The sequence below is a fragment of the Pseudomonas sp. BN607 genome, assembly GCF_029871175.1.
In the GTDB taxonomy this organism is placed as follows: domain Bacteria; phylum Pseudomonadota; class Gammaproteobacteria; order Pseudomonadales; family Pseudomonadaceae; genus Aquipseudomonas.
Window position 1 is genome coordinate 197,733 of sequence record NZ_SSOE01000019.1, and the last position, 22,874, is coordinate 220,606.

Below are 22,874 nucleotides of genomic sequence, written 5' to 3' on the forward strand. Positions count from 1 at the left end.
GTTTCGTATCGCGGAGTTCGCCATGGCCATTGCAGTGCCCCTCAACGAAGGCGCAGGTCCAAGTCTCAAGCAGCGCCTCAAGCACGCCGAGCGGGTCAACCGCTGGAAGGCGCAGGCGTTGATCGCGCCGCTGGCGCTGTTCCTTTTGCTGGTGTTCCTGGTGCCGATCGCGGCGCTGCTGTACAAGAGCGTCGGCAACCCGGAGGTGGTCGGCGGCCTGCCGCGTACGGTTGAGGTCATCAGCCAGTGGGATGGCAAGAGCCTGCCCGGCGAGGATGTGTACAAGGCGCTCAGCCAAGACCTGGCCGAGTCGCGCAAGAACCAGACCCTGGGCGACCTCTCCAAGCGCCTGAACATGGAACTGGCCGGCTACCGCAGCTTGTTGACCAAGACAGCGCGGGCCTTGCCGTTCAAAAGCGAACCTGCCTCCTATAAAGATGCGCTGCAAACCCTCGACGAGCGCTGGGGCGACCCGGCCTATTGGCAGGCGATTCGCCGTAACACCAGCACCGTGACCTCGTTCTACTTGCTGGCTTCGCTCGACCATCGTATCGACGACCTTGGCGAACTGGCCAAGGCTACCCCGGACCAGGCCATTTACCTGGACATCTTTGCCCGCACCCTGTGGATGGGTGTGGTGATTACCGCCATCTGCCTGGTGCTGGCATACCCGCTGGCATACCTGCTGGCCAACCTGCCGACCCGGCAGAGCAACCTGCTGATGATTTTGGTGCTGCTGCCGTTCTGGACTTCGATCCTGGTGCGGGTGGCAGCGTGGATCGTGTTGCTGCAGTCCGGCGGCCTGATCAACAGCGCGCTGATGGCAATAGGCATCATCGACCAGCCGCTGGAACTGGTGTTCAACCGCACCGGTGTGTACATCTCGATGGTGCATATCCTGCTGCCGTTCATGATCCTGCCGCTGTACAGCGTGATGAAGGGCATTTCGCCGAGCTACATGCGCGCGGCGATCTCCCTGGGCTGCCACCCGTTCGCCAGCTTCTGGCGGGTTTACTTTCCGCAAACCTACGCCGGTGTAGGCGCCGGTTGCCTGTTGGTGTTCATCCTGGCCATCGGCTACTACATCACCCCGGCGCTGCTGGGCAGCCCGAACGACCAGATGGTCAGCTACTTCGTGGCCTTCTATACCAACACCAGCATCAACTGGGGCATGGCTACCGCACTGGGTGGGCTGTTGCTGCTGGCGACCGTGCTGTTGTACCTGATCTATAGCTGGCTGGTCGGCGCCAGCCGCCTGCGCCTGAGCTGAGGAGCCTTGTCATGCTGAGCCCTTACATGTCGCCCGTGGAGCGGGTCTGGTACTACAGCCTGCGCATTCTATGCGGCCTGATCCTGCTATTCCTGATCTTGCCAGTGCTGGTGATCGTGCCGCTGTCGTTCAACAGTGGCAGCTTCCTGGTGTATCCGCTGCAGGGCTTCTCGCTGCAGTGGTATCAGGACTTCTTTGGCTCGGCCGAGTGGATGCGGGCGCTGAAGAACAGCATCATCGTCGCCCCGGCGGCCACGGTGCTGGCCATGGTGTTCGGCACCCTGGCGGCCATCGGCCTGACCCGTGGAGACTTTCCCGGAAAATCGCTGGTCATGGCGCTGGTGATTTCGCCGATGGTGGTACCGGTGGTGATCATCGGTGTGGCCAGCTACCTGTTCTTCGCGCCGCTTGGCATGGGCAACAGCTTCACCTCGCTGATCCTGGTGCATGCGGTGCTGGGTGTGCCGTTCGTCATCATCACCGTGTCGGCGACCTTGCAGGGCTTCAACTACAACCTGGTGCGTGCGGCAGCCAGCCTGGGGGCTTCGCCACTGCTGACCTTCCGCCGGGTCACCCTGCCGCTGATTGCCCCCGGGGTAATCTCGGGAGCGCTGTTCGCGTTTGCCACCTCGTTCGACGAAGTAGTGGTGACGCTGTTCCTCGCCGGGCCGGAGCAGGCCACCCTGCCGCGGCAGATGTTCAGCGGTATTCGCGAAAACCTGAGCCCGACCATTGCGGCGGCGGCGACCTTGCTGATTGCTTTCTCGGTAGTGTTGCTGCTGACCCTGGAATGGCTCCGCGGGCGTAGCGAGAAGCTCAGGACTCAACAACCTGCCTGACGATGGCCGGCGTCTTCGCGGCTAAAGCCGCTCCCACAGGGCTTGCATACCCTTTTGGGGGCGGCTTTAGCCGCGAAGACGCCGGTGCAGGTTGACGCTAATCAGACCTCATCCACTTCCCTGAGTTACAATGCGCGCCACCGTGATTCTGCCAACAGGTGCGCCATGCAGCCCTACGCTATTGCCCCCTCCATTCTCTCTGCCGATTTCGCCCGCCTGGGTGAGGACGTCGACAAGGTATTGGCTGCGGGTGCCGACATCGTCCACTTCGATGTCATGGACAACCACTACGTTCCCAACCTGACCATCGGCCCGATGGTGTGCACCGCCCTGCGTAAGTACGGCGTCACCGCACCCATCGACGTGCACCTGATGGTCAGCCCGGTCGATCGCATCATCGGCGACTTCATCGAAGCCGGCGCCACCTACATCACCTTCCACCCGGAAGCATCGCAGCACATCGACCGTTCGCTGCAGCTGATCAAGGACGGTGGCTGCAAGGCTGGCCTGGTGTTCAACCCGGCCACCAGCCTGGACGCCCTGAAGTACGTGATGGACAAGGTCGACATGGTGCTGCTGATGAGCGTCAACCCAGGCTTCGGCGGGCAGAAGTTTATCCCCGGCACCCTCGACAAGCTGCGTGAGGCGCGTGCGCTGATCGATGCCAGCGGCCGTGATATCCGTCTGGAAATCGACGGTGGTGTCAACGTCAACAACATCCGCGAGATCGCTGCTGCTGGCGCCGACACCTTCGTGGCCGGTTCCGCGATCTTCAATGCCCCGGACTACCAGGAAGTCATCGCCAAGATGCGCGCCGAACTGGCCCAGGCCCGCCCATGAGCGGCTTCGAGCAGCTGTTCCCGGGGACGCTGCCCAGGCTGGTGATGTTCGATCTGGACGGTACCCTGATCGACTCCGTGCCAGACCTGGCCGCCGCCGTGGACCGCATGCTGCTCGAACTGGGGCGCCCGCCTGCAGGCCTTGAGGCGGTGCGCCACTGGGTTGGTAACGGCGCCCAGGTGCTGGTGCGCCGTGCCTTGGCCGGTGGCATCGAGCATGAAACCGTGGATGATGCCCTGGTCGAACAGGGCCTGGCGCTGTTCATGGACGCCTATGCCGAAAGCCATGAGCTCACCGTGCTCTACCCCGGTGTGAAAGACACCCTGCGTTGGTTGCAGAAGCAGGGCGTGGAAATGGCGCTGATCACCAACAAGCCAGAGCGCTTCGTCGCCCCCTTGCTGGACCAGATGAAGATCGGTCGCTACTTTCGCTGGATCATCGGCGGTGACACGCTGCCGCAGAAAAAGCCCGACCCGGCGGCGCTGCTGTTCGTCATGCAAATGGCCGGCGTTACCCCGCAGCAATCGCTGTTCGTCGGCGACTCGCGTAGTGATGTACTGGCGGCCAAGGCGGCAGGCGTGCAGTGCGTGGGCCTGACCTACGGCTACAACCATGGGCGGCCGATCCACGACGAAACTCCCAGCCTGGTGATCGACGACCTCCGCGCATTGCTGCCCGGTTGCGCAGACCCGGCCACTGGGATAACGTTGGCGGACCTTCAAGCCTCACAAGACAGAGAGTCCACCGTGGCGGTTACTGGCAAATTCTGGATGAAAGTCATCAAGGCCCTGGCCCGTTGGCGTTGGCGCGCCTGACTTGAGCCTGCCGGCGCGTGCCGGCCCGTCCGTTTGCCTGACCTATTGCTGCTTGCCACGAGGCTACTCATGAACCGCGAAGAATTCCTGCGCCTGGCTGCTGCCGGCTACAACCGCATTCCCCTGGCCTGTGAAACCTTGGCCGACTTCGACACGCCGCTGTCGATTTACCTGAAACTGGCTGACCAGCCCAACTCATACCTGCTTGAATCGGTGCAAGGCGGCGAGAAGTGGGGCCGCTACTCGATGATCGGCCTGCCCTCGCGCACCGTGATGCGCGTGCATGGCTACCACGTCAGCGTCCTGCAGGACGGCGTCGAGGTGGAAAGCCATGATGTCGAAGACCCGCTGGCGTTCGTCGAGCGCTTCAAGGACCGCTACAAGGTTGCCGATATCCCTGGCCTGCCACGTTTCAACGGTGGCCTGGTTGGCTACTTCGGCTACGACTGTGTGCGCTACGTGGAAAAACGCCTGGGTGCGAGCCCCAACCCGGATCCGTTGGGCGTGCCGGACATTCTGCTGATGGTGTCCGACGCCGTAGTGGTGTTCGACAACCTGGCCGGCAAGATGCACGCCATCGTGCTGGTCGACCCGGCTGAAGAGCAGGCTTTCGAGCAAGGCCAAGCCCGTCTGAAAGGCTTGCTGGAAACCTTGCGCCAGCCAATCACTCCGCGCCGAGGCCTGGACTTGAGCGGCCCGCAGGCTGCCGAGCCGGAATTCCGCTCCAGCTACACCCGTGAGGACTACGAGAACGCCGTCGGCCGAATCAAGGAGTACATCCTGGCCGGTGACTGCATGCAGGTAGTGCCGTCGCAGCGCATGTCGATCGACTTCAAGGCTGCGCCTATCGACCTCTACCGCGCGTTGCGCTGCTTCAACCCCACGCCGTACATGTACTTCTTCAACTTTGGTGACTTCCATGTGGTCGGCAGCTCGCCCGAGGTGCTGGTGCGTGTCGAAGACAACCTGGTCACGGTGCGCCCTATCGCTGGTACCCGCCCGCGTGGAGCGACCGAGGAGGCCGACCGCGCGCTGGAAGACGACCTGCTGTCGGACGACAAGGAGATTGCCGAGCACCTGATGCTGATCGACCTGGGACGCAACGACGTGGGCCGGGTGTCCTCGACCGGTAGCGTGCGCCTGACCGAGAAAATGGTGATCGAGCGTTACTCCAACGTCATGCACATTGTGTCCAACGTCACCGGCCAGCTACGTGAAGGGCTGACGGCGATGGATGCACTGCGGGCGATCCTGCCAGCCGGTACGCTTTCGGGGGCGCCGAAGATTCGTGCGATGGAGATCATCGACGAACTGGAGCCGGTCAAGCGTGGGGTTTATGGTGGTGCCGTCGGCTACTTTGCCTGGAACGGTAACATGGATACCGCGATTGCCATTCGTACGGCAGTGATCAAGGACGGCGAGCTGCATGTGCAGGCCGGGGGTGGCATCGTTGCCGACTCGGTACCGGCACTGGAGTGGGAAGAAACCATCAACAAGCGCCGGGCGATGTTCCGGGCGGTGGCGTTGGCAGAGCAGACGTCCACCCGATAAATTGATCGGGGCTGCGCTGTCACGCAGAGAACACTTGTGATTGTGGGAGCGGGCTCGTCCCGCGAAGGGGGCCGCGCGGTGCATGGCACCGGCGTTGCCGGTGTTCGCGGGGCAAGCCCGCTCCCACAGAGTCCTTGCCAAACCAATACTATGGGTGCGGGTTTGCCCGCGAATGAACCGTAAACCGGCCCTGGCAGTTTAAAAGTCCACGCTGACTCCCAGGCTGATCCCCTGCTGCGTCAACTCATCACTCTTGCGCCAGTTGTAGTTACCGCGCAAATGCACCCCCGCCACCACTTCATGGCTTACCCCCAGGCTCGCCCGGGTCAGGTCGCTGTGAGGGGTATACCCGGTCAGGGTGAAGTCGTTCGACGGCAGGCTGGTCAGGTGCATCGTCACATCCTGCTGGTCATCCTCGAACTCATGCTCCTGTGCCACCTCGGCAAACAGCCGGGTACTCGGCAGCACCTGCACACTGCCCAGCAATCCCACGCCTAAACGGCGTGATGTACGCTCTTGGTCATCGAAGCCCAGCGCCGTCGAGCGCCCACTCTTCTCGTCGTAGCCATCCACCTTGACCCGTGCATAGTCGGCACTGATGAAAGGCGCTAGCTGCCAACTGCTGCTATCGGCCGCCAGGTTGTAGCCCAGACGTCCGGACATCGCCCAGGCTTCGCCATCGGTGTCGCCCTTTTCGCTACGATCGTTCACGCCAAGAGCGAAGGTGCGCTTGAGGTCGCTGTAGTCCAAGTGCCCGGCAGTCACCGCCGCATCGGCCCACCAGCGGTCCTGGCGGTACTGGGCAAAGGCGCTGGCCAGATAGCTGTCCATTTTGTAGTCCGAGTCTTGCTCGCCGGCTTCCAGCTTCTGGTGGTACACACCGCCGGCCAAGCCTACGCGCCAGGCGTCGTTCAGGCGGTAACTGCCGCCCACGGTCAGGTTGTAGCCGCGGCCATCGCCGCTGGCTGCACTGCGTTGCCCGTCGAAGTCCAGATCCTGCGCGCCTGTGGCGACAAAGGCCTGCCACTGGCCAACCGCCTGCCAAGGTGCCTGCCACTGGTTGCGCAGTTCATCCTGATGGGCGCGCAGGCTGGCGTGGGCAATTTCCGGCAGCAGGGTCAATTCCCACGGAGCCGACAGGATCGAGTAGGCGTAGTCGGCAATCAATTGCTGGCCTGCGATGGTGGGGTGTACCGAGTCGTTGAACAGCAGCTTGGTGGGGTCTGGCGTGGTGCCGTTGATGCCGTAAACCGGGTTTTCCACACAACTTTCGCCGCTGTAGCAGGTGCCGACCAGGTTCTGGTCGCTGGCCAGGCCGAACTGGCTGGGGCTGGCCAATGCCTCACTCAACAGCACGGGGATGTTCAGCGGGATGATCTCGGCATCGACCTGCCGCAGCTGGCTGAGCAGCGACTGGTTGAAGGCACCGGACAGCAATGACAGCGGGTTTTGTTGCGGGGTACCGCTGAAATTAGGCGTTTGGCCAAGGTCGGGCAACAGCCAGACCACGATGTAGCGCGCGCCACCTTGCTGCAGAGCCTGCGCGCTGGCCGCCAGGCGGGCACCAGCGGCTATCGCGTCAGCTGGGCTGTTTACCAGGCCTTGCAGGAAGTCGTTGCCGCCGCCGGTGAGGTAGTACAACGCGTTGGGATCGGCGCGCAGGCCGTTGGCCAGGTAGCCGGGGCGCTCGCGCAGCACCAACCCGGCATTGGAGTTTCCTGGTGGGATGACGGTCTGTGAGGTTTCGGTGATTGAATCGAGAATCTGCTGGGTCGTGTAGCCGCCGACCGCCCAGTTATTGCCGTCGGGCCGAATGCCGACCGAGGTGGATGGATTCAACGCGTCCGGGTCTATGCCCAGCCGCCCGCCGAGGATCATTGGTGACACGGGTGCAAAGTTGCCGTCGGCATCGCGGTTGGTGAAGCGGGCTCCCGAAGTGCCGCCCGTCAGGTCGGGGAATTGCCCGGCATCAGCGAGGCTGTCGCCGAACACGACCAGCGTGGAGTAGGGCGAGGGGGCAGCGAACGCCTGGCTGCAGGCCAGGGTGAGTGTGGCGAGGGTAAAGCGCAATAACGGGGCTTTTCGCATCGGGGAACATCCTTTTCTTTATTTTTATCAGGACAACCCGATCGACCTTAGCAAATCACAGGGCATCCCTCCCAAGTCCATTCGTTTCCCCGTGTTTACAGGCATATTGCGCCCGTCGCCCCGGTAGGCTACTGTGCCGGGACGTATAAGCGAGACCTATCCTGTGTTGATCGTCAGCAAACTCTTGATGCGCGTAATCAAGGCCCACGCCCGTTGGCGTTGGCGCGCCTGACTTTATCCCCTGCCGGCCCGTCCGGCTCGCCCCCGTTTGCCTTCCAGTCTACCGCCTTGTAAAGGCCAAGCTGCGCCTGTGGCAGGAGCAGGAAGGTTCAAATTTTGAAGTCAGTAGATTCAAGAGGTTTAACCCGATGTTACTGATGATCGACAATTACGACTCTTTTACTTACAACGTCGTTCAGTACCTTGGCGAGCTGGGTGCCGAGGTCAAGGTCATTCGCAATGACGAAATGACCATCGCCCAGATCGAAGCCCTTAACCCCGAGCGCATCGTCGTATCCCCAGGGCCGTGCACGCCGAGCGAGGCGGGCGTGTCCATCGAGGCCATCCTGCACTTTGCCGGCAAGCTGCCGATCCTGGGCGTGTGCCTGGGGCACCAGTCCATCGGCCAGGCCTTTGGCGGTGATGTGGTGCGTGCCCGCCAGGTGATGCACGGCAAGACCAGCCCGGTACACCATCGCGACCTGGGCGTGTTCACCGGCCTCAACCACCCGCTGACCGTGACCCGCTACCACTCGCTGGTGGTCAAGCGCGAAACCTTGCCCGAGTGCCTGGAAGTGACCGCATGGACCGCCCATGCTGACGGTTCGGTCGATGAGATCATGGGGCTGCGCCACAAGACGCTGAATATCGAGGGGGTGCAGTTCCACCCCGAGTCGATCCTGACTGAACAGGGCCACGAGCTGTTCGCCAATTTCCTCAAGCAGACCGGCGGCCGCCGCTAAGGATCGAACATGGATATCAAGAGCGCGTTGAGCCGTATCGTCGGCCAGCTGGACCTTTCCACCGAAGAAATGCGCGATGTCATGCGCCAGATCATGACCGGCCAGTGCAGCGAAGCGCAGATCGGTGCCTTCCTGATGGGCATGCGCATGAAAAGCGAGAGCATCGACGAAATCGTCGGTGCCGTCTCGGTCATGCGCGAGCTGGCCGACAAGGTCGAACTGCAGAGCCTCGATGGTGTAGTCGATATCGTCGGTACCGGCGGTGATGGCGCCAACATTTTCAACGTTTCCACCGCTTCGTCCTTCGTCCTGGCAGCGGCGGGCTGCCCCGTGGCCAAGCATGGCAATCGCGCGGTGTCGGGGAAAAGCGGCAGTGCTGACCTGCTGGAAGCTGCCGGCATCTACCTGAACCTGACGCCAACGCAAGTGGCCCGCTGCATCGACAGTTTGGGGATAGGCTTCATGTTCGCGCAAAGCCACCATTCGGCCATGAAACATGCCGCCGGCCCGCGTCGCGATCTGGGCCTGCGTACCCTGTTCAACATGCTCGGCCCGCTTACGAATCCGGCCGGAGTGAAGCACCAGGTGGTCGGCGTATTTGCCCAGGCCCTGTGCCGCCCCCTGGCCGAAGTGCTGCAACGGCTGGGCAGCAAGCACGTGCTGGTGGTGCACTCCAAGGACGGCCTGGACGAGTTCAGCCTGGCTGCCCCCACCTTTGTTGCCGAGCTCAAGAACGACGAAATCACTGAATACTGGGTCGAGCCGGAAGACCTCGGCATGAAAAGCCAGAGCCTGCATGGCCTGGCCGTCGAGAGCCCGCAGGCGTCGCTGGAACTGATCCGCGATGCACTGGGCCGGCGCAAGACTGAAAACGGCCAGAAAGCCGCCGAGATGATCGTGCTCAACGCTGGCGCAGCATTGTATGCCGCTGACCATGCCATGAGCCTGAAAGCCGGTGTAGAACTGGCCCATGACGTCCTGCACACAGGCCTGGCCTGGGAGAAGCTGCAGGAACTGGGCGCCTTTACTGCAGTATTCAAGGTGGAGAACGAAGCATGAGTGTGCCGACGGTGCTGGAAAGGATCATTGCCCGCAAGTTCCAGGAAGTGGCCGAGCGCAGCGCGCGCATCAGTCTGGCTGAGCTGGAGGGCCTGGCCAAGGCCGCCGATGCTCCCCGTGGCTTCGCCAATGCCTTGATCGAGCAGGCTAAACGCAAGCAGCCAGCGGTGATTGCCGAAATCAAGAAGGCTTCGCCAAGCAAGGGTGTGATCCGCGAAAACTTCGTACCGGCGGAAATCGCTGTCAGCTACGAGAAGGGCGGCGCTACCTGCCTGTCGGTGCTGACCGATGTCGATTACTTCCAGGGTGCCGATGAGTACTTGCAGCAGGCTCGCGCAGAGGTTTCGCTGCCGGTGATCCGCAAGGACTTCATGGTCGACCCGTACCAGATCGTCGAAGCCCGGGCCCTGGGTGCAGACTGTGTACTGCTGATCGTGTCGGCGCTGGATGACGTGAAGATGGCCGAGCTGGCCGCCACTGCCAAGGACGTCGGCCTCGATGTTTTGGTAGAAGTGCACGATGGTGATGAGCTTGAGCGCGCGCTGAAAACGCTGGATACACCGCTGGTAGGGGTGAACAACCGCAACCTGCACACGTTCGAGGTCAGCCTTGAAACCACCCTCGACCTGCTGCCGCGCATTCCGCGTGATCGCCTGGCGATTACCGAGAGCGGTATTCTGAACCGGGCCGATGTGGAACTGATGGCGATCAACGAGGTTTACTCGTTCCTGGTGGGTGAGGCGTTCATGCGCGCCGAACAGCCAGGGCTTGAGTTGCAACGGCTGTTCTTCCCGGATCAGGTGAAGAAGACTGTTCAGCAACTGGACTGATCAAACGAAGCCGGCTTTCTTGCCGGCTTTTTTGTATGCCTGCACTAGCCCGTTCGCTGGCTCGACCGCTCCCACAGGATGGTCACCGCCTTATGGACCTGAGATGCACCAGTGGGAGCGGGCGTGCCGGCGAAAAGGCCATCAATTACAACATCAAAGGTGGATCAATGACCGATCAACCCCTGGCCTTGACCGTTGAACAAGGCCTGCACGCCGAGCAGGAACTGCTGGCAGCCGTATGCCGCGGCGAGCGCGACAATGGTGTGCTGTTCTGGCGCCCCACCGACCATGCGCTGGTCATGCCCCGGCGCATGAGCCGCCTGGACAATTTCGAGGCTGCCTGCGCTGAGCTGGCCATCGCCGGCTGGCCCGTGCTGCTACGCGAAACCGGCGGTGAGCCGGTGCCGCAGTCGCATTCGACCGTGAACGTTGCACTGGTCTACGTCGCCCCACGCAGCGAAGGCGACCACGGCCGTATCGAAAACGCCTACGAGCGCCTGTGCCTGCCGCTGTGCGACGTGTTGCGCGAGTGGGGCGGGGTAGCCTCGGTAGGGGAAATCGACGGGGCGTTCTGCGATGGCCGCTATAACGTCAACCTGAACGGCCGCAAGCTGGTTGGCACGGCCCAGCGATGGCGCCAAGGCCTGGGCGGCAAACGCCCGGTGGTGCTGGTGCACGGGGCGTTGCTGCTGGACAACGAGCGTGAATCGATGGTGGCAGCGGTGAACCGCTTCAACGAGTGCTGCGAGCTGGAGCAACGCTGCAGGGCCGATGCGCACATTGCCTTGCACGAGGTGGCCCCTGCTGCGCCGTGGTTCGAACGCCTGTCACAGGCCTATGCCAAGGTGCTAGCCGAGCTGCCGAAGGACTAGCGGGTACCGTAGACCACCATGGTCTTACCCTTGACCTGCACCAGGCTGCGCTCTTCGAGGTCCTTGAGGACGCGGCCGACCATTTCCCGCGAGCAGCCGACGATCCGGCCGATTTCCTGGCGGGTGATCTTGATCTGCATGCCGTCTGGGTGGGTCATGGCGTCGGGCTGCTTGCACAGCTCCAGCAGGCAACGGGCAACCCGACCGGTCACATCAAAAAATGCCAGGTCGCCAACCTTGCGCGTGGTGTTGCGCAGGCGCTGGGCCATCTGGCTGCCCAGCGCATAGAGGATGTCCGGGTCTTGGCGCGTCAGTTCGCGAAACTTGTCGTAGCTGATCTCGGCCACTTCGCATTCGGTCTTGGCACGTACCCAGGCGCTTCGCTGCTGTTCACCGTCAACCGGCTCGAACAGGCCAAGCTCGCCAAAGAAGTCGCCGTTGTTGAGGTAAGCGATGATCATTTCGTGGCCGTCGTCGTCCTCGATGATGATGGTTACCGAACCCTTGATGATGAACGACAGTGTCTCGGCCCGGTCGCCGGCGCAGATGATGTTGCTTTTGGCGGTGTAGCGGCGGCGCTGGCAATGCACCAGCAGTTTGTCGATGTTCTTGATCTTGGCGGGTAGGGCAGAGGCGACCATCACGAAATCCTGTTCGATACGAGGCATAGGCTTTTTGTAGAGGCTGGCTGGCGTAAAGCGCCAGTCATTTGGCGCCAGCTTATCAGACACTACGGTATGTTTCGGTAGTAAACCGACACGTCACGTACTTTTCCCACAGCCGCACAAGGTCTAAGCTGACACCCTTTTCCGAAAATCAGGAGTCCAGGTAGATGAAGGCACGTATCCAGTGGGCCGGTGAGGCGATGTTCCTCGGCGAATCGGGGAGCGGCCATGTCGTCGTGATGGATGGCCCGCCCGAGGCCGGTGGCCGCAACCTGGGTGTGCGCCCGATGGAAATGCTGCTGTTGGGCCTGGGTGGCTGCAGCAGCTTTGACGTGGTCAGCATCCTGAAGAAGTCGCGCCAGGCGGTGGAAAGCTGCGAGGCGTTCCTGGAAGCCGAGCGCGCCAGTGAAGACCCGAAGGTCTTTACCAAGATCCACATGAACTTTGTGGTGAAAGGGCGTGGGCTGAAAGAGGCGCAGGTCAAGCGGGCGGTGGAGCTGTCGGCGGAGAAGTACTGCTCGGCGTCCATCATGCTGGAGCGTGCCGGGGTCGAGATTACCCATGGGTACGAGATTGTAGAACTGGGTTGATCGTACACCTGGGCTGCGTGGCAGCCCTTGTGGGAGCGGGTTTACCCGCGAAGCAGGCAACGCGGTGGATGGCATCTGCTGCGTCGTTGTTCGCGGCTGAATTCGCCCCACATGGAGCCCTGCGACTTTTAGTTGCGCAGGGCTGGAAGGGCCATCCGTAACCATTGCGGGAGACTGCTTCTGAGCGCCTGGCTCAACCGCTCTCGCCGCTTCTGGTAACCCAGCCCCAGCCAGATGACCCCCAGCCCGATCAAGGTCACCACCACCGGGAATAGCAGCGATTCGGCAAACACCTCGTACGACAGGTACCCCAGGTAAGCCGCTACCCCTAAAGCCCCGAACACCATGAACACCGGCCGGCGCAGCAGCACCGCGATGCCCATCAGCGCAATGTTGATCAGGCAATACAGGGCCTTGCCCAGTTCGCTGCCACTGTCCAGCAACGTGAGACCACCCCAGAATGCCGCCAACCCGGCCAGGTAACCCCAGCGGGCGTAGTCCTCACGCGTGCGGCCGTCCACCACCAGGAACACCGCCAGCATCCCAAGCCCGAACCACAGCGACACCTCACGGCGCTGCTCCCAGCTGAACGGCGAGCCGAAGAACCATTCGCTCAGGTCCATCGACATGAACCACAAGGCCACGGCAATCGGCATGACGATGAACGGGTAGGGAATCAACCGCAGCATCAGCACCCCCGCAACTACCGTGGCCGCTTCCATTGCCAGCCAACCGCCTTGCACGTAGGTGTAGTACTGGTGGTAGTTGGCTTGTGCATCATCCATTGGCCACCAGCCCGCCAGGCGCTCGATGGCGAAGACCGCCAGTGGCACGATACTGACCGCGACCGCTGCCAGTACGCCGGCGGCCACAGGCTGGGCACGACGCTGCAGGTTCAGGGCGAACCAGGTGGTCAGCAGGATGTACAGGCTGGCAATGACCAGCAATGCGCCGTCGCCGATACTCATCCAGGCTTCGGTGAGCAACCAGCCCATGGCTGCCATGATCAGCATGGCGCCAAAGTAGAAGGCAACATGGGCCAGCTGGAAGCTGCCGCGTGCTGCGGGCTGCTGGCGCAGGAAGGTCAGCAGGGCGTGGTCCTGGCCCGGCTGGAGTATGCCGGCTTGCACGGCGCGCGCCAGGTCCTTGGCGTCGAATCGGTCCGTCATGGGTAAACCTTCAGATGCGATAGGTGCTCTTGGTCATGACCTTGGCCAGCAAGCTCATGCCGAAGCGCACAGGGGCAGGGAAGCGGTAGCCACCGGCTTCCAGGGCAGACTCGGCGTGCTGTTCTTCGTCGATGCGCATCTGCTCGAGAATGGCCCGGGACTTTTCGTCTTCGTGCGGGATCTGCTCAAGATGCTCGTCCAGATGCTTGCACACCTGATGCTCGGTAGCGGCCACGAATCCCAGGCTGACCTTGTCGCTGACCAGCCCGGCGAGCGCGCCGATGCCGAACGACATGCCGTAGAACAGCGGGTTGAGCACGCTAGGGTGGCTGTTCAGCTGGCGAATCCGCTGCTCGCACCAGGCCAGGTGGTCGATTTCTTCCTCAGCGGCATGCTCCATGGCCTTGCGCACTTCGGGCAGCTTGGCGGTCAGGGCCTGGCCCTGGTACAGCGCCTGGGCGCACACCTCACCGGTGTGGTTGATGCGCATCAGCCCGGCAATATGGCGGGACTGCTGTTCGTCCAGGTCGGTGTCTGGCTGGATGATGGCCGGCGATGGCCGGGCGGGTTGGCCGCTGAAGGGCAGCAAGGTGCGCATGGCGGTATCGGCCTGCAGCAACAAGCGGTCGAGCGGCGAGTAGTGACGTTCGGTAGCCATCGGGCACCTCCGCAAGAATGTGCCCGACAGTTTACCGCAATAGCGGCAGGGTCGCTTGCCGTGGATCAGCCCGGTGGCCAGTTCATCTGGCGCTGGCCAAGCACGTGCATATGAATGTGGTAGACGGTCTGCCCGCCTTTGGGGTTGCAGTTCATGACCACACGGAAGCCTTCCTCGCAACCTTGCTCGACAGCCAGGCGTTGGGCGGTGAACAGAATGTGGCCAGCCAGGGCCTTGTCTTCTTCGGTCAGGTCATTCAGCGTACGGATGTGCTTTTTCGGGATGACCAGGAAATGTACCGGCGCTGCGGGTGCAATGTCCTTGAAGGCCAGGACCTGGTCGTCTTCGTAGATGATATCCGCCGGGATTTCCCGGTTGATGATTTTGAGGAATAGATCGTCCACAGCACTTGCTCCATGGTGAGGGTCGGGCCGAGTGTACTCAGCCGCGCGCCGATCGCCCAGTGGCTATTCCATGCCGGCCGGGCAATAGCGGCGGTGAATGACTCCAGCCAGCTTGCGCACCAGCCAGCGCGGCAGCAGGCGCGGGGCGAAAGCCAACCAGCGGTTGCGCCGGCCAGGCATGATCAGCGTGCGGTTCTTGTCCAGGGCACGTACGGTGTACAGCGCCACTTCCTCGGGGCTGAGGCAGCGTGGCTTGCCATCCAGGCGGGCAATCCGCCGACGCGCCGATCGCACCGGGCCGGGGCACAATACCGAGACCTTGATGCCGGTGCGCTTGAGTTCTTCGCGCAGGGCCTGGGAAAAACTCAGCACATAGGCCTTGCTGGCAGCGTAGGTGGCCATCCACGGACCAGGCGCCATGCCGGCCAGCCCAGCGACGTTGAGGATCTGCCCGCCGCCTTGTATGGCCATCAGGTTGCCGATGGCGTGGCACAGGCGGCTCAGGGCCAGCACATTTACCTCCAGCAGGTCTTGTTCATCGGCCCACTCATGGGCAAGGAACGGCCCGTAGGTGCGCTGGCCTGCACAATTGACCAGCAGGTCGATACGTCGCTCGCCCTCTTCCAGTTCCAGTACGAAGCCCGACAGGCGCAGTGGCTGGCTCAGGTCGCACGCGCGGAACAGTACCTCGACACCGAAACGCTGAGTCAACTCCATGGCCACCGGTTCCAGCGTTTCGCGCTGGCGTGCCACCAGGATCAGGTTGCGCCCGCGCCGTGCCAGTGCTTCCGCCAGGGCCAGGCCCAGGCCGCTGGAAGCACCAGTAATCATGGCGTAACGGGTCATGCAAAGCTCCTGGGGGCGGAAGAGGGCGCTTAGTGTACAGCTTGCCCGAGCAAGGTGTTGCCTTTTGCTACAAGGCCCCTGGGCGCAGAGCCTGGCAACGCTCAATGGCCTGCCGGTACTCGTCGCGCAGGCGCGCTATCAATGTGCTGGTGCCAGGCAGGTCATCGATACTGCCGACCCCCTGGCCCGCCGACCAGACGGTCTTCCATGCCTTGGCTTCGTCGTCGATTGGCTTGAGCTTGCCTTGTTCGTGCCCGCCCTTGAGCGCGTTCATGTCGTAGCCGGCTTGCTCCAGGCTAGGGCGCAGGAAGCTGGCGGGGACGCCGGATACTGCCGGTGTGTGGACGATGTCGGCGGCGTGGGTATCCAGCAGCATCTGTTTGTAGGCGTTCTGGGCCTGGCTTTCTGTCGTGGCAATAAAGCGCGTGCCCATGTACGCCAGGTCAGCCCCCAGCAGTTGCGCGGCGAGGATTTCGTGGCCATGGTTTATACACCCTGCCAGCAGCAGGGTCTTGTCGAAGAACTGGCGAATTTCTGCGGCCAGCGCGAAAGGGCTCCAGGTGCCGGCATGCCCGCCCGCGCCGGCAGCAACGGCAATCAGGCCATCGACACCGGCTTCGGCGGCCTTTTCCGCATGGCGGCGGGTGGTGACATCATGGAACACCAGGCCGCCGTAGCCGTGTACGGCATCGACCACTTCCTTCACTGCGCCCAGGCTGGTAATGACGATCGGCACCCGGTGCTCTACGCACAAGGCCAAGTCGGCTTGCAGGCGCGGGTTGGTCGGGTGGACGATCAGGTTCACCGCATAGGGCGCCGGGGCCTGCAGTTGCTCCAGGCCAGTCTCGATTTCTTCCAGCCACGCCTTGAAGCCAGCGCTGTCACGCTGGTTCAAGGCCGGGAAGCTCCCAACGACGCCGCTAGCGCAGCAGGCCAGAACCAGCTTGGGGTTGGAAATCAGGAACATCGGTGCGGCAACCACTGGCAGGCGCAGGCGTTCTTCGAGCGAGGCAGGTAGCGACATGGCAAGGCTCCTTGGTGGGGTGGCTATGTCAGAACGGCTTGACCACCACCAGAATTACGATGCCCAGCAGGAACAGCACAGGCACTTCGTTGAACCAGCGGTAGTAAACGTGGCTGCGAGTATTGGTGCCATTGGCGAAGCGTTTGCGCAGGGCGCCGCACACGTGATGGTAGCCGGTCAGCAGAATCACCAGGGTCAGCTTGGCATGCAGCCAGCCCTGGCTCAGCCAGCCGGGGGTGAGGTAGAGCATCCAGGCGCCGAACACGTAAGTGGCGATCATCGCTGGGTTCATGATGCCGCGGTACAGCTTGCGCTCCATGGTCACGAAGCGTTCCTGGCTGACGCTGTCCTGGCTCTGGGCGTGGTAGACAAACAGTCGCGGCAGGTAAAACAGGCCGGCGAACCAGCAGACCACGCTGACGATATGCAGCGCTTTGATCCATAGGTAAAGCATGGAGGGAGTTCCTTCAGGTAATCACGGTCGTCAGATAGTAGTGGTCAAGCGCCCGAAGGGTCACCCGGAGAGTTGTTACAGGCGCCTTGCCCCCCTATTATCGTGCGCTTTCCAGACGGCTCGTTGATAAGGGGCAAGCGTTATGATCAAGGTCGGTATCGTCGGCGGCACGGGTTACACCGGCGTCGAACTGTTGCGTCTGCTGGCACAGCATCCACAGGCCGAAGTGGCGGTCATCACTTCGCGCTCCGAGGCGGGCGTGGCGGTGGCGGACATGTACCCGAACCTGCGTGGCCACTATGACGGGCTGGCGTTCAGCGTACCGGACAGCAAGGCGCTGGGGGCCTGCGATGTGGTGTTCTTCGCCACCCCGCATGGTGTTGCCCACGCCCTGGCCGGTGAGCTGCTGGCGGCCGGCACCAAGGTGATCGACCTGTCTGCCGACTTCCGCCTGCAGGATGCCGCCGAGTGGGGCAAGTGGTATGGGCAGCCGCATGGCGCGCCTGAGCTGCTCAAGGACGCGGTATACGGCCTGCCAGAAGTGAACCGCGAGAAGATCCGCCAGGCGCGTCTGATCGCTGTGCCGGGTTGCTACCCGACTGCCACCCAGCTGGGCTTCCTGCCGCTGCTGGAAGCGGGCCTGGCCGACCCGTCGCGCCTGATCGCCGACTGCAAGTCGGGTGTCAGCGGCGCTGGCCGTGGCGCCGCGGTGGGTTCGCTGTTCTGCGAAGCCGGCGAGAGCATGAAGGCCTATGCAGTCAAGGGGCATCGTCACCTGCCAGAGATCAGCCAGGGCCTGCGCCTGGCCGCTGGCAAGGATATCGGCCTGACCTTCGTGCCGCACCTGACGCCGATGATCCGTGGCATCCATGCCACCCTGTACGCGAACGTGGTCGATACCTCGGTCGACCTGCAGGCGCTGTTCGAGAAACGCTACGCCGATGAACCGTTCGTCGACGTGATGCCAGCAGGCAGCCATCCGGAAACCCGAAGCGTGCGTGGTGCCAACGTCTGCCGCATTGCCGTTCATCGTCCGCAGGGTGGTGACCTGGTAGTGGTGCTGTCGGTAATCGACAACCTGGTCAAGGGCGCTTCCGGCCAGGCGGTACAGAACCTCAACATCCTGTTCGGGCTGGATGAGCGCATGGGCCTGTCCCATGCCGGCTTGCTGCCGTAAGGCCGCCAGCACTGGAAAAGGCCCGCGTCGTGCGGGCCTTTTTGCAGGTCGCGACTAAAGCCGCACAATTCTTGACCGATTTTCTCGGGAAAGCGGATAATGCGCGTCATCGAGTTTTATGGCGGCTACCGCGCCGGGAGAATCAACATGAGCGTCGAAACCTTCACCCCTACCGGTCTGGAATTTACCCACGGGGCAGCCCAGAAGGTGAAGAACCTGGTCAATGAGGAAGGCAATGAGCGTCTGAAGCTGCGAGTGTTCGTTACCGGTGGCGGTTGCTCGGGCTTCCAGTACGGCTTCACCTTCGATGAAGACGTGGCCGAAGATGACACCATCGTCGAGCGTGAGGGCGTGTCCCTGGTGGTCGACCCGATGAGCTTCCAGTACCTGGCGGGTGCTGAGGTGGACTATCAGGAAGGCCTGGAAGGCTCGCGCTTCGTGATCAAGAACCCGAATGCCGCGACCACCTGCGGTTGCGGGTCGTCGTTCTCGATCTAAGGGCTGGGCATACGAAAACGCCGCGCAATTGCGCGGCGTTTTGCTTTCTGGCGTAGCGGCTATGCCGGGTAGATCGCGCCCAGTATGCGCAGGCCCTTGGCGGCAGTGACGCTGGGGCGGTTGGCGGCGATACCCTCCAGGCAGCAGTGAGCCAGCCAGGCGAAGGCCATGGCTTCGACCCAGTCCGGGTCTACGCCATAGGCGCCAGTGCTTGCCACACGGGCCGCGGGTAGCAGTTGGCCAAGACGGGCCATCAGTGCGCCGTTGCGGGCGCCCCCACCACAGACCAACAGCGCCTCGGTGCCTTGCTGGGCTTTGCCAAGCGAATCGATGACGCTGCGTGCGGTCAGCTCCAGCAGTGTCGCCTGCACGTCCTGGGCCCGGTATGCCGGCAGGTTGGCCAGGTGGCGATCCAGCCAAGGCAGGTTGAACACCTCGCGGCCGGTACTCTTGGGGCCGCTGCCGGCAAAGAACGGGTCAGCCATCAGTGCGCTGAGCAAGCTGGGCTGCGCCACACCCGAGGCAGCCCAGGCACCATTTGCATCGTAGGCGTGGCCGTACTCGCGCTCGATCCAGGCATCCAGCAGCACGTTCCCCGGGCCGCAATCGAACCCATGAACCGGCTTGTCCTGCTCGATCAGGCTTAGATTGCTGAAACCGCCTACGTTGAGGATTGCCAGGCGTCGGCCAAGCTGGCTGAACAGGGTTTCGTGGAAGGCCGGTACCAGTGGCGCGCCCTGGCCGCCGGCAGCCACATCGCGACGGCGGAAGTCGGCGACCACGCTGATGCCGGTCAGCTCGGCGAGCAGTGCGGGGTTACCGATCTGTACAGTAAAGCCGCGGGCCGGTTCATGGCGAATGGTCTGGCCGTGGCTGCCGATGGCGCGAACGGCGTCAGGCTTCAGCCCCTGGCGAGCCAGCAGTTGGCGGATACCTTCGCCGGCCAGGCTGGCCCAGCGATTTTCCGCCAGTGCTGCTCGGGCAATCTCGTCAGGGCCGCTGCTGCACAGGGCGAGCAGGTCCTGGCGCAGGTCTGGGGGCATGGGCAGGTAGTGAGTGGCGAGCAGTTCAAGCTGCTCGCCTTGTTCGATCAGGGCGATGTCCAGGCCATCGAGGCTGGTACCGGACATCACCCCCAGGTAGAGCGCCATGGCTTAGCGCTTGTTCGCTGCGAGCAGGGTGGCCTTTTCCTGATCCATGCGGGCGATCAGCGGCTGGCTCTGCTGCAGGAAGCGCTGACGTTCGTTCTTGGCGATCGGGTCAGCCATTGGCACCTTCTGGCTCAGCGGGTCGACGTGCACGCCGTTGACCTGGAACTCGTAGTGCAGGTGTGGTCCGGTGGACAGGCCGGTAGTGCCAATGTAGCCAATGATCTGGCCCTGTTTGACCGTACTGCCGGTCTTGATGCCTTTGGCAAAGCCCTGCATGTGGCCATACAGCGTCTTGTAGCGGTTGCCATGTTGGATGATCACGGTATTGCCGTAGCCACCACGGCGCCCGGCCAGTTCGATGCGACCGTCACCGGCTGCCTTGATCGGGGTACCGCGTGGGGCCGCGTAGTCGACGCCTTTATGGGCGCGGATCTTGTTCAGGATGGGGTGCTTGCGACCGGCGGAGAAGCGCGAGCTGATGCGGGCGAAGTCCACCGGGGTACGGATGAATGCCTTGCGCAGGCTGTTGCCGTCGGCGGTGTAGTAGGTAGTGTTGCCCTGCTTGTTGGTGTAGCGCACGGCAGTGTAGGTTTTGCCGCGGTTGGTGAAGCGCGCAGACAGGATGTTACCGGTGCCGACGACCTTGCCGTCCATCACCTTCTGTTCGTAGACCACGTCGAACTCGTCCCCTGGGCGAATATCCTGGGCGAAGTCGATGTCGTAGCCCAGCACGCGGGCCATGTCCATGGTCATGCTGTGGGACAGGCCGGCGCGCTGGGCCGAAGCTGACAGCGAGCTCTTGATCACGCCGTGGGCATAGGCGGTGCGTATCACCGGCTTGCTGATTTCACGGTTGAATGCGTAGCCGTTGGCGGTTTTGGTCAGGCGAATGGTTTCGAGGTTGCTGACTTTGCTGTGCAGGCTGGCCAACTGGCCATCCTTGTCGAGCTCGAATTGCAAGACCTGGCCATGCTTGAGCTGGCTGAATTGCTTGGCCTGCTTGTTGCTGGCCAGCAAGTCATGCACCGCATTGGCTGGCAGGCCGACCTTGGCGAACAGGGTGGACAGCGTATCGCCGCGGGCTACGGTGACTTCACGGTGGCCAGGCTCCTTGGCGGTCTCGGCAACCGGTTCGGCGGCCGGGGCCTGCTGATCGGCCTTCTGGGTTTCGGGGGTAGCCTCTTCTATCTGGGCGAAAGGCGAGCCTTGCTCACCTTCGGCTTGCACCAGTGGCGCGGCGCGGGATTCGTCTTTCAGCTGCTCGGCAGGGCTTTCGAGCTCGAGGTTGAGGGTGGTTTTCTTGGCTTCCACTTCGCTGGAGGGAAATACCAGCAAAGCCAGGCTGAGCAGGGCGGCGATGCCGCTGGCGGCCAACAGATGGCTCTTCGGATAAAGCGGGGGCGCTTTAGGCGGTTCGTTGGTCATGGGTAAAGTGACTTTGAAAAAAGTGAAATGGAAAAGATGAATGACATGATGAAGATGAAATAACTGTATAAAATATAACCAAATCCATTTTCACGCAAGGGCGCGTAGACGCCGCAAGCCCGTGCTCGGGTCACATTCCTTTGCGAAACTTGTATTTGACGGCCGATCTTGTATGGTTGGCTCCCCCTGAATCTGAGCCTTGCGGGTTTGTCTATGAAGTCGGTTGAAGAGCAGCTGGCGCTTATCAAGCGCGGTGCGGAAGAAGTACTGGTCGAGTCGGAACTGGTGGAGAAGCTCAAGCGCGGCCAACCTCTGCGCATCAAGGCCGGCTTCGACCCGACCGCCCCGGACCTGCACCTGGGTCACACGGTGCTGATCAACAAGCTGCGCCAGTTCCAGGATCTGGGGCACCAGGTCATCTTCCTGATCGGTGACTTCACCGGCATGATCGGCGACCCGAGCGGCAAGAGCGCCACGCGCCCACCGCTGACCCGCGAGCAGGTGCTGGACAATGCCGAGACTTACAAGCAGCAGGTATTCAAGATTCTCGACCCGGCCAAGACTGAAGTCGCGTTCAATTCCACGTGGATGGACAAGCTGACCCCTGCCGACTTCATTCGCCTGGCTTCGCAGTACACCGTCGCGCGCATGCTGGAGCGTGATGACTTCGACAAGCGCTACACCACCAATCAGCCGATCGCCATTCACGAGTTCCTCTATCCGCTGGTGCAGGGCTACGATTCGGTAGCGCTGAAAGCGGACGTCGAGCTGGGCGGTACCGACCAGAAGTTCAACCTGCTGATGGGGCGTGAACTGCAGCGGTCTTATGGTCAGGAAGCGCAGAACATCGTGACCATGCCACTGCTCGAAGGGCTCGACGGCGTGAAGAAGATGTCGAAGTCGCTGGGGAATTATGTCGGCATCCAGGAAGCGCCAGGGGTGATGTACAGCAAGCTGGTGTCGATCCCGGATACCCTGATGTGGCGTTACTTCGAGCTGCTGAGCTTCCGCTCGATGGAAGAAATCGAGCAGTACCGGGCCGATGTTGCCAATGGCGCCAACCCGCGTGACATCAAGATCAAGCTGGCGGAAGAAATTGTGGCGCGCTTCCATGGTGAGGAGGCGGCGGCCAATGCTCACCGTGCTGCCGGTAACCGTATGAAGGAAGGCGAGCTGCCGGAAGACTTGCCGGAGATCGAAGTGGCTGCGGCGGAAGACCTGCCAATTGCTGCGGTGCTGAACCGGGCTGGTCTGGTCAAGAACTCTGCACAGGCGCGAGACTTGCTGAATAGCGGCGCGGTGAAAGTGGATGGTGCAGTGGTCGACAAGGACTTCATGTTTGTCCTTGGTGCTACCCATGTGTGTCAGGCGGGCAAGAAGTCGTTTGGCCGGGTTAGCCTGAAGGCTGAGTGATTGCCTAGGTGATGTAGCTATATAGAAGCGGGGAGGCCGGTAGGCCTCCCCGCTTTGTTTTCAGCAATGTTAAGGTTTCTTGAAATTAAAGGTTGACGGCCTTTCGAATCCCCTTATAATGCGCCCCACTTCCAGCGACAACGGAACGACAAACTCCTTGAGATTCAATGAGTTAGGCGGTTCGGAAGGTGCTGTAAGGGCTACGATCTACTGATCGCCAGCGGTTGAGATGATGGTTGACAGCGCTTTCAAGTGCTGTATGATTCGCCTCCCG

General features: G+C 62.2%; 23 protein-coding genes. 13 read left to right on the top strand and 10 right to left on the bottom strand.

Translation table 11 applies throughout. The features are described 5' to 3' along the window. Positions 1-22: 22 nt before the first annotated feature. The 5 genes from E8E68_RS02610 (at position 23) to trpE (ending at position 5,315) form a co-directional block, all read left to right on the top strand. Complete coding sequence (locus tag E8E68_RS02610) at positions 23-1,270, top strand: ABC transporter permease (RefSeq protein ID WP_266030713.1); 1,248 nt, start codon at positions 23-25, stop codon at positions 1,268-1,270. Between the two features lie 11 nt (positions 1,271-1,281). After that, positions 1,282-2,109, top strand: a complete 828-nt coding sequence (locus E8E68_RS02615) for an ABC transporter permease (RefSeq protein WP_266030714.1) — start codon at positions 1,282-1,284, stop codon at positions 2,107-2,109. Positions 2,110-2,274: 165 nt separating this feature from the next. After that, a complete protein-coding gene (gene rpe, locus E8E68_RS02620; protein WP_027917448.1) occupies positions 2,275-2,949 on the top strand; it encodes a ribulose-phosphate 3-epimerase in 675 nt (224 codons plus the stop codon). Continuing rightward, positions 2,946-3,764 (top strand): phosphoglycolate phosphatase, encoded by an 819-nt coding sequence (locus tag E8E68_RS02625; protein ID WP_280339550.1) that lies wholly within the window; start codon positions 2,946-2,948, stop codon positions 3,762-3,764. Before rpe ends, E8E68_RS02625 begins: the two co-directional genes overlap by 4 nt. A gap of 69 nt (positions 3,765-3,833) precedes the next feature. Further along, positions 3,834-5,315: an anthranilate synthase component I gene (trpE, locus tag E8E68_RS02630; protein ID WP_280339551.1), complete on the top strand. Its 1,482-nt coding sequence runs from the start codon at positions 3,834-3,836 to the stop codon at positions 5,313-5,315. A gap of 198 nt (positions 5,316-5,513) precedes the next feature. Here the strand turns inward: trpE and estP are convergent, their stop codons facing one another. After that, on the bottom strand, positions 5,514-7,403 hold the full coding sequence (gene estP / locus E8E68_RS02635) for an esterase EstP (protein ID WP_280339552.1): 1,890 nt from the start codon (positions 7,401-7,403) through the stop codon (positions 5,514-5,516). 368 nt (positions 7,404-7,771) lie between these two features. Here estP and E8E68_RS02640 point away from each other — a divergent pair, with 368 nt between their 5' ends. The 4 genes from E8E68_RS02640 to E8E68_RS02655 all read left to right on the top strand — a co-directional run bounded on the left by E8E68_RS02640 (position 7,772) and on the right by E8E68_RS02655 (position 11,126). Then, positions 7,772-8,365, top strand: a complete 594-nt coding sequence (locus tag E8E68_RS02640) for an aminodeoxychorismate/anthranilate synthase component II (RefSeq protein WP_110747287.1) — start codon at positions 7,772-7,774, stop codon at positions 8,363-8,365. Between the two features lie 9 nt (positions 8,366-8,374). Continuing rightward, positions 8,375-9,424 (top strand): anthranilate phosphoribosyltransferase, encoded by a 1,050-nt coding sequence (gene trpD, locus E8E68_RS02645; protein ID WP_266030725.1) that lies wholly within the window; start codon positions 8,375-8,377, stop codon positions 9,422-9,424. Further along, a complete protein-coding gene (gene trpC / locus E8E68_RS02650; RefSeq protein WP_110747293.1) occupies positions 9,421-10,254 on the top strand; it encodes an indole-3-glycerol phosphate synthase TrpC in 834 nt (277 codons plus the stop codon). The genes trpD and trpC overlap by 4 nt, the downstream gene beginning before the upstream one ends. 167 nt (positions 10,255-10,421) lie before the next feature. Continuing rightward, the gene (locus E8E68_RS02655) at positions 10,422-11,126 is read left to right on the top strand and encodes a lipoate--protein ligase family protein (protein WP_110747323.1); all 705 of its coding nucleotides are present in this window, start codon (positions 10,422-10,424) and stop codon (positions 11,124-11,126) included. Here E8E68_RS02655 and crp read toward each other — a convergent pair. Continuing rightward, positions 11,123-11,767 (bottom strand): cAMP-activated global transcriptional regulator CRP, encoded by a 645-nt coding sequence (gene crp, locus E8E68_RS02660; protein WP_110747296.1) that lies wholly within the window; start codon positions 11,765-11,767, stop codon positions 11,123-11,125. The two genes, E8E68_RS02655 and crp, sit on opposite strands and share 4 nt — an antisense overlap. A 191-nt stretch (positions 11,768-11,958) precedes the next feature. On the opposite strand from crp, the gene E8E68_RS02665 reads away from it, so the two are divergent. Next, positions 11,959-12,381 (top strand): OsmC family protein, encoded by a 423-nt coding sequence (locus tag E8E68_RS02665; protein ID WP_004376171.1) that lies wholly within the window; start codon positions 11,959-11,961, stop codon positions 12,379-12,381. Positions 12,382-12,509: 128 nt separating this feature from the next. Here E8E68_RS02665 and E8E68_RS02670 read toward each other — a convergent pair whose 3' ends face one another. The 6 genes from E8E68_RS02670 to hemJ all read right to left on the bottom strand — a co-directional run bounded on the left by E8E68_RS02670 (position 12,510) and on the right by hemJ (position 16,936). Next, a complete protein-coding gene (locus tag E8E68_RS02670; RefSeq protein WP_266030731.1) occupies positions 12,510-13,550 on the bottom strand; it encodes a DUF2157 domain-containing protein in 1,041 nt (346 codons plus the stop codon). Positions 13,551-13,560: 10 nt separating this feature from the next. Continuing rightward, the gene (gene coq7, locus E8E68_RS02675; protein ID WP_110747301.1) at positions 13,561-14,208 is read right to left on the bottom strand and encodes a 2-polyprenyl-3-methyl-6-methoxy-1,4-benzoquinone monooxygenase; all 648 of its coding nucleotides are present in this window, start codon (positions 14,206-14,208) and stop codon (positions 13,561-13,563) included. Between the two features lie 65 nt (positions 14,209-14,273). Further along, the gene (locus tag E8E68_RS02680; protein ID WP_016484636.1) at positions 14,274-14,612 is read right to left on the bottom strand and encodes a histidine triad nucleotide-binding protein; all 339 of its coding nucleotides are present in this window, start codon (positions 14,610-14,612) and stop codon (positions 14,274-14,276) included. A 63-nt stretch (positions 14,613-14,675) separates the two neighbouring features. Then, the gene (locus E8E68_RS02685; protein WP_266030736.1) at positions 14,676-15,458 is read right to left on the bottom strand and encodes an SDR family oxidoreductase; all 783 of its coding nucleotides are present in this window, start codon (positions 15,456-15,458) and stop codon (positions 14,676-14,678) included. Between the two features lie 67 nt (positions 15,459-15,525). Next, positions 15,526-16,482, bottom strand: a complete 957-nt coding sequence (locus tag E8E68_RS02690; protein ID WP_266030738.1) for a nitronate monooxygenase family protein — start codon at positions 16,480-16,482, stop codon at positions 15,526-15,528. 28 nt (positions 16,483-16,510) lie between these two features. Continuing rightward, positions 16,511-16,936 (bottom strand): protoporphyrinogen oxidase HemJ, encoded by a 426-nt coding sequence (gene hemJ, locus E8E68_RS02695; RefSeq protein ID WP_280339558.1) that lies wholly within the window; start codon positions 16,934-16,936, stop codon positions 16,511-16,513. 142 nt (positions 16,937-17,078) lie between these two features. On the opposite strand from hemJ, the gene argC reads away from it, so the two are divergent. Both argC and erpA read left to right on the top strand, forming a co-directional pair. Next, positions 17,079-18,113 (top strand): N-acetyl-gamma-glutamyl-phosphate reductase, encoded by a 1,035-nt coding sequence (gene argC / locus E8E68_RS02700; RefSeq protein ID WP_110747311.1) that lies wholly within the window; start codon positions 17,079-17,081, stop codon positions 18,111-18,113. Between the two features lie 147 nt (positions 18,114-18,260). Then, on the top strand, positions 18,261-18,611 hold the full coding sequence (erpA, locus tag E8E68_RS02705; RefSeq protein WP_003255511.1) for an iron-sulfur cluster insertion protein ErpA: 351 nt from the start codon (positions 18,261-18,263) through the stop codon (positions 18,609-18,611). 59 nt (positions 18,612-18,670) lie between these two features. Here erpA and E8E68_RS02710 read toward each other — a convergent pair whose 3' ends face one another. Continuing rightward, positions 18,671-19,762, bottom strand: coding sequence for an anhydro-N-acetylmuramic acid kinase (locus E8E68_RS02710; RefSeq protein WP_280339561.1), 1,092 nt, complete (start codon positions 19,760-19,762; stop codon positions 18,671-18,673). A 3-nt stretch (positions 19,763-19,765) separates the two neighbouring features. Next, the gene (locus tag E8E68_RS02715) at positions 19,766-21,187 is read right to left on the bottom strand and encodes a peptidoglycan DD-metalloendopeptidase family protein (RefSeq protein ID WP_110747317.1); all 1,422 of its coding nucleotides are present in this window, start codon (positions 21,185-21,187) and stop codon (positions 19,766-19,768) included. A gap of 213 nt (positions 21,188-21,400) precedes the next feature. Here E8E68_RS02715 and tyrS point away from each other — a divergent pair, with 213 nt between their 5' ends. Then, complete coding sequence (gene tyrS, locus E8E68_RS02720) at positions 21,401-22,600, top strand: tyrosine--tRNA ligase (RefSeq protein ID WP_280339564.1); 1,200 nt, start codon at positions 21,401-21,403, stop codon at positions 22,598-22,600. Positions 22,601-22,874 lie beyond the last annotated feature (274 nt).

Coding starts and splice junctions, on each gene's coding strand:
- E8E68_RS02610 (WP_266030713.1), top strand. CDS start 23: ATGGCCATTGCAGTGCCCCTCAACGAAGGCGCAGGTCCAAGTCTCAAG.
- E8E68_RS02615 (WP_266030714.1), top strand. CDS start 1,282: ATGCTGAGCCCTTACATGTCGCCCGTGGAGCGGGTCTGGTACTACAGC.
- rpe (WP_027917448.1), top strand. CDS start 2,275: ATGCAGCCCTACGCTATTGCCCCCTCCATTCTCTCTGCCGATTTCGCC.
- E8E68_RS02625 (WP_280339550.1), top strand. CDS start 2,946: ATGAGCGGCTTCGAGCAGCTGTTCCCGGGGACGCTGCCCAGGCTGGTG.
- trpE (WP_280339551.1), top strand. CDS start 3,834: ATGAACCGCGAAGAATTCCTGCGCCTGGCTGCTGCCGGCTACAACCGC.
- estP (WP_280339552.1), bottom strand. CDS start 7,403: ATGCGAAAAGCCCCGTTATTGCGCTTTACCCTCGCCACACTCACCCTG.
- E8E68_RS02640 (WP_110747287.1), top strand. CDS start 7,772: ATGTTACTGATGATCGACAATTACGACTCTTTTACTTACAACGTCGTT.
- trpD (WP_266030725.1), top strand. CDS start 8,375: ATGGATATCAAGAGCGCGTTGAGCCGTATCGTCGGCCAGCTGGACCTT.
- trpC (WP_110747293.1), top strand. CDS start 9,421: ATGAGTGTGCCGACGGTGCTGGAAAGGATCATTGCCCGCAAGTTCCAG.
- E8E68_RS02655 (WP_110747323.1), top strand. CDS start 10,422: ATGACCGATCAACCCCTGGCCTTGACCGTTGAACAAGGCCTGCACGCC.
- crp (WP_110747296.1), bottom strand. CDS start 11,767: ATGGTCGCCTCTGCCCTACCCGCCAAGATCAAGAACATCGACAAACTG.
- E8E68_RS02665 (WP_004376171.1), top strand. CDS start 11,959: ATGAAGGCACGTATCCAGTGGGCCGGTGAGGCGATGTTCCTCGGCGAA.
- E8E68_RS02670 (WP_266030731.1), bottom strand. CDS start 13,550: ATGACGGACCGATTCGACGCCAAGGACCTGGCGCGCGCCGTGCAAGCC.
- coq7 (WP_110747301.1), bottom strand. CDS start 14,208: ATGGCTACCGAACGTCACTACTCGCCGCTCGACCGCTTGTTGCTGCAG.
- E8E68_RS02685 (WP_266030736.1), bottom strand. CDS start 15,458: ATGACCCGTTACGCCATGATTACTGGTGCTTCCAGCGGCCTGGGCCTG.
- E8E68_RS02690 (WP_266030738.1), bottom strand. CDS start 16,482: ATGTCGCTACCTGCCTCGCTCGAAGAACGCCTGCGCCTGCCAGTGGTT.
- hemJ (WP_280339558.1), bottom strand. CDS start 16,936: ATGCTTTACCTATGGATCAAAGCGCTGCATATCGTCAGCGTGGTCTGC.
- argC (WP_110747311.1), top strand. CDS start 17,079: ATGATCAAGGTCGGTATCGTCGGCGGCACGGGTTACACCGGCGTCGAA.
- erpA (WP_003255511.1), top strand. CDS start 18,261: ATGAGCGTCGAAACCTTCACCCCTACCGGTCTGGAATTTACCCACGGG.
- E8E68_RS02710 (WP_280339561.1), bottom strand. CDS start 19,762: ATGGCGCTCTACCTGGGGGTGATGTCCGGTACCAGCCTCGATGGCCTG.
- E8E68_RS02715 (WP_110747317.1), bottom strand. CDS start 21,187: ATGACCAACGAACCGCCTAAAGCGCCCCCGCTTTATCCGAAGAGCCAT.
- tyrS (WP_280339564.1), top strand. CDS start 21,401: ATGAAGTCGGTTGAAGAGCAGCTGGCGCTTATCAAGCGCGGTGCGGAA.